The sequence below is a fragment of the uncultured Rikenella sp. genome (genome assembly GCF_948810725.1).
GTDB lineage: Bacteria > Bacteroidota > Bacteroidia > Bacteroidales > Rikenellaceae > Rikenella.
Window position 1 is genome coordinate 1 of record NZ_CAQIVA010000077.1, and the last position, 5,031, is coordinate 5,031.

At 62.7% G+C, this 5,031-nt stretch carries 3 protein-coding genes and 1 pseudogene; all 4 read right to left on the reverse strand.

What is annotated here, in order from left to right; translation table 11 throughout:
• A partial coding sequence (locus tag Q9S52_RS10385) for a hypothetical protein (RefSeq protein ID WP_304709061.1) occupies positions 1–1,154 on the reverse strand: 1,154 nt, incomplete at its 3' end.
• A gap of 5 nt (positions 1,155–1,159) precedes the next feature.
• Entirely contained in the window at positions 1,160–1,843 is a 684-nt protein-coding gene (locus Q9S52_RS10390) for a hypothetical protein (RefSeq protein ID WP_304709062.1), read from the reverse strand.
• Positions 1,840–2,142 (reverse strand): hypothetical protein, encoded by a 303-nt coding sequence (locus Q9S52_RS10395; RefSeq protein WP_304709063.1) that lies wholly within the window; start codon positions 2,140–2,142, stop codon positions 1,840–1,842. The genes Q9S52_RS10390 and Q9S52_RS10395 overlap by 4 nt, the downstream gene beginning before the upstream one ends.
• 27 nt (positions 2,143–2,169) lie before the next feature.
• Positions 2,170–5,031: pseudogene (locus Q9S52_RS10400) on the reverse strand (hypothetical protein); the annotation flags it as partial.

A 5,031-nucleotide genomic window follows, 5' to 3' on the forward strand; every position in this document is an offset into this window, starting at 1 on the left:
TTCACCAGCCGCGCGCTCTGGATCTTGACCCGCGTCGAGGTGTCGGTCGTCTTATAAAACTGGAGACACTGACAGCCTTGAGCGTTATTCGGTACGTCGAATTTCATGCCGGGCCAATCGGCCGAAAGACCGATCCCGAAGTAGTAGTACTCCGGACACTGGGCGAAGGTATTTCCGCCCGCGCCGCAGATGTAGTACTTCGTAGCCGTATAGCCGCAATAGCCGTCTACCTGCGCCGCCAAACCGCTGCTCACATTGTAGTTGGCGGAATATTGTGTCGTGTCGCTGAACTTGAAGACATTCCGATAGGTCGTGTAGTTCTGCTTGTAGGTGCCGGAACAGGAATAACCGCTCCCCCGGCTTTCGCGGGTGGAGGTAACCGTTTCGGTCTCGTTCGGCTGGGCGATGGAACTTTCCGCTCCGGTTGCGCCGTTGCTGTAGATCGGCCACGTGACGAGGTTGTGCGATCGGGTGCGGCTCCCCTGTGCGCCGGTGCCGGTGGGGAGCGTATAGGCCCACGTGCCGTAAACGTGGCGCGAGCCGGTGCCGGTCTGGTAGGGACAGCTCGTGCCATCGTACGACTCCTCGACGGTGTCGGCAGTCTGTGTCCATCCGCCCCATTCGCTCCACGTGCCGGTGGTACCGTTGCTGTAGATGTCGCGATAGCGGTATCGGACGTAGGTGTAGCGGTGTCGCGTCATGCGACCGTTTACCGCCGGGACGTCGCACGTCCAGCCGCTGTACTCGGTCTTGGACTCGGACTGCGATTCGGTATCGGTGCGGTAGGGGCAGCTCGTACCGTCGAAGGCCTCTTCGGTCTCGGCGACGGTCTGCTGCCAGTCTGACCACTCGCCCCACGCGTCGGTGGTGCCGTCCGACCAGACGGCCCGCGTCCGGCTCCGGGAATCGGTATACCGGACACGAGTCTTGCGGCCGTTCACAGCCGGGGTGTCGCAGGCCCAGTCGGAATAGTGAGTTTGGGTCTCGCTCTCGCTGTCGGTGCGCAGCAGGTAGCGGTACCCCTCCCACGCGGCCATCGAGCGGATGTCGCGATCGGCGAAGTAGTCGAGGTTCCGGCAGCTTTCGGTCTGATCGCGAAAGCTGCCGGCGGTACCGCCGTTGCGGGCGATGATCTGTCGCAGGGTGATGGCCATAGTCGTTATTCGGATTCAGGGATGCGGAAGTCGGTGGCGGTGAGCGTGCCGGCGATGGTGGTGTCGCCGCTCTTCGGGACATACTTGGCGAGCTCTTCGGCCAGCGCCTCTTTCGTTACGCGCTTACCCAGCTCTGTAGCGACTTCGGTAGCGAAGTTCGGATTGTCACCGAGGGCGGCCGAAAGCTCCTGCAAGGTGTCGAGGGCTTCGGGGGCGTTGTCGATGAGCGTGGCGACGGTGTTGCGAATCTCCTCCTTGAGTTCCGACACGGCGGTTTCCAGCGCGGCGGCGAAGCTGTCGGAGAGGGTCTGAGCCAAGTCGTCGGCATACTCTTTCGCCGCTTTCAGCGTATCGGCGAGGGCTTCGCTCACGGCGTTGGCGTCGGCCTTCGCGTTCCATGCCGTCCGCTCCTCCTCGGTGATGTGGATCTCGGTCTCATCGATGTGTTCCCGCAGCGGCTGGAGGGCGATGAACACCGCCCCGCCGGTGGGGAACCCGGCGTTGTCGGCCTCGATCAGCCCACGGAAGACGTCGCGCAAGACACGCAGCCGGGCCTGACCGATGCCGCCGCCCATATCGCCCACGAGCACCGGGCACTCCAATCCGGAGTTCTCGAACCGGTTCAAGTCGTCGAAGACGCGAACCCCTTCGGCGAGGTTCGCGCCGTTGGTGTAGTCCTGTGCACTCATGCCTGCAGCTTGATTTGTTCGATAATGGCGAGGATGTCGGCGGTGATCTCGCAATAAATAGTGGCACCGATATCTTCTTTCAGGTTGAGAAGCAGGCGACCGTTGGCCAGCTGGCCGACGCCGAGCTGCTCGAAGTTACCGTCCGGAGTCGGCGCGTGAACGGCGAGGTCGATGCCGGAGGGAGATCTGCCGTTCGTCCGCTTGTAGGTAAAGATGTACTTCCGCCCGTGCCGCTCGGCATTGGCGTGGGTGATGGTCTCCGTCGCGGTGGTGGTGATTTGCAATTCCTGTTGTGTCATGGTATGGATTGGTTTAGTGAATCATCGTCAGGCGGTTCGTACGTCTCCGGTGTCGATGTCGATATAGAGCGGTTTCCAGTTCCCGTCGACGCCGGATTTCGACTGGAGGCCGGAAAAAGTGACGAGCGTTTTGGGTGCTTTCAATTGAAGGAAAGCAAGTCCGTCCGCGCATCCCATTTTACCCATATCCTCACCTCCCGGCAATTTGACAATGACGAAACGATCCGTCAGGATCGCCGTGGCGGAAACATATGGATTCCCGCTACCTTTGCAGACATAGAATCCGTTTTTAGTCATTCGGGAATAATCACCGTCGTATTCATCGTAAAACGCCATCGACGGGAGTTCGTTCCAATTGAACCCGGACAGTTCGAAGACTTCACGATCCCGGTAATCCACGGCACGTATCTGCTGTGTTTGATCGTCGATCTCGATCCGGGTACCGCTCTCTTTCGTCCGCAGCTTCCGAACGGTCAGGTTCTCCACGTCGATGTACTCGGCCTTGACGGTGCCGTTCAGGTTCACGATACCGTCCAAGGTCGTCTCGCCGATCAGCCGGATCCGGTTCGCCTCGATCTTCACCTCCTCGGCGCTCTGGTTGATGGCCGAGATCACACCGTTCAACCCCACCTTCTGCTCGATGCCCTGCGCATTGACCGTAATCCGCGACTCGGCCATGTCGATTCGGTTATTCAGGTTCTCGGAGAGGGTGCCGACGGAGAGCGAGATGTCGGAGGCGGTCTGCGTCAGCTGCGAGACCTCCTGCGTAACGCGTCCGTCGAGGGTCTCGATGCTCGACACGGCCGACTCGATCCGGCCGGCGGTCACCGAGAACTCGGTGGCGACGTCCTTGCCGTTGCGCAGGACGAAGTCGCCCTTGGCGCGGATATTCTGCGTGTAGAGGCCGACCTCTTCCGGCGCGATATCGGGGAAGTCGCCATCGACCACGTCGCCGATATACCCGATCTGCGCAGCGGTGTTGTAGGGACGCAGGGCGGTGTCGTTTACGCCCCGCAGAAAGACCATCTTGCCGGTTTTCCCGTCCACGTAGACGGAATTCTGCCGGGCGGGGTCGCTGTAGTTGCCTCGCCGGGCGAGTACCATGTGGGGCCGGGGCGGTGCGCCCTGCACGAGGCGGGCGGTGAACCCCTCGCCGGGGCCGAAAACAGAGACCACGCGCAGGTAGGTGGCGGTGGGCAGCACGCCGTCGTGGCGGAAGTAGCCGACCAACAGGTCGTCCGTTCGGAAGGGAACGCGATCGTCGCCGTCATAGCTCTTCTGCACGATATGGTACATGCCGGGGCCGATGGAGGTGACGAGCTGCACGTCGTGCTGCGTCCGCAGCGGCCGACCGAGGTTGTCGACGAGCCGGGCGGTGTCGCTCACCCGGTCGATGCTGATGCCGTCGGTGAAGTACTTGATATTCCCTTCGATCGACTGCCGGTTATAAATGAGCTCGGTGGTGGTGATGCCGTCCCGGGCGCCGATCGTCCGGAACCAGAAGTCGCCCTCCGGGGTGCCGCCCCATGCGCTGCCGAGGACGCCGGGAACGTACTCGGGATGCCCGATCGGGCCGGTCAGCGACAGCTCGCGCCCCGTGATATCCTGCGCGGCGAAGTCATGATCCGTCCGGCCACCGTGCGGGTGGTAGTCTTCGACGATATGGCCCCACTCGTCGACATTGCCGTAGCGGTTGAACCGCTCGGGGGCGGACAGTGTCGGAGGCTCGTGCGAGATGCGGACAATACGGTTGGTACGATCGACGCGGATCGGCTCCTTTCCGGTTACGACGTCTCCCCCGCCGCCCGTGCCGCCGCCGAGGGCCGAGGCGGGGATCACTCCCCATCGGCCGGAGTAGGCGTACTGGGCCGGGATCAGGACATCGCCCTCCGGGTCGAGCAGCGGAAACTCATTGAGCCGGGGCGTCAAAAAAAAAAGCTCCGACCCCGGCCCGACGATCTCCAGCTGTTCGGGCAGCTCGTCGCGGGCGATATTCAGGTATCGGGATTGGTGAGAATAGGCGAAGGTGAACTCGTACCCGGCGGCTTCGCCGGAGGTCGCCTCCAGCTTGGGCTTGGAGACGTAGATGCGCTCCAGCGAGGAGTCGGCGAGGTGGTACCGGCGGCAGCTGCTGAAGAACTCCAGCACCCACTGCCGTGTCCGTTCGTCGGGCAGATAACCGGTATACTTTGTCCACGCCTTGCCGTAGTCGATGCCGAACTCGAAGGTGTCCCCGTCGAAGACGGCGTTCCGGCTCTCGGACTCGCCCACCTCTTTCCGATCGCCGGTGAAGCGGATGGTGTCGTAGCCGCCGAGCGAGTTCTCGAAGACGAACCAGTCGGCGGTCTGCTCGTCCCCTGCCTCCCGCAGCACATACCGCTGCACGAAGCTCTGACGATCGCCCTCGGCGTCCTCCACCCACACGTCGAAATACGCAGGCTGCCGGTCGAACAGCCCCCGGATCCGGCCGTAGTTCATGTCAAGGCTGTAGACGCGCCCGGCGGTCAGCTCTTGGAGGATGACGGTTTCCGGCTCCGCCCCGGTCTCGTCGTCGGTCGGGGCGAAGTAGCCTTTCACCTTTACGGCGCAATCGTTCAGAGCAACGTATCGCAGCCACTGGGGTTCGTGATATCCGACGTACCGGGTCTGAGGCTGCCAGGTCAGGAAGTTGCTCTTGAGAAAAAGCGGAGTATCGAGGCTCCCGGCGTTCACGCCGCCGGGCAGCACGCAGAATGTGCCGGCCTCCGTGCCGTCGATGGAATAGGTGTAGGTGGTCAGGGGAAGCCCCTCGGCGGGAATCTCGTCGAGGCCGGGGGCGTGCAGGTGGGCCTCGAAGAAGGCCCGCAGGGGGATCACGACACGACCGGAGGCGTCGGGTTCGTACCGCTC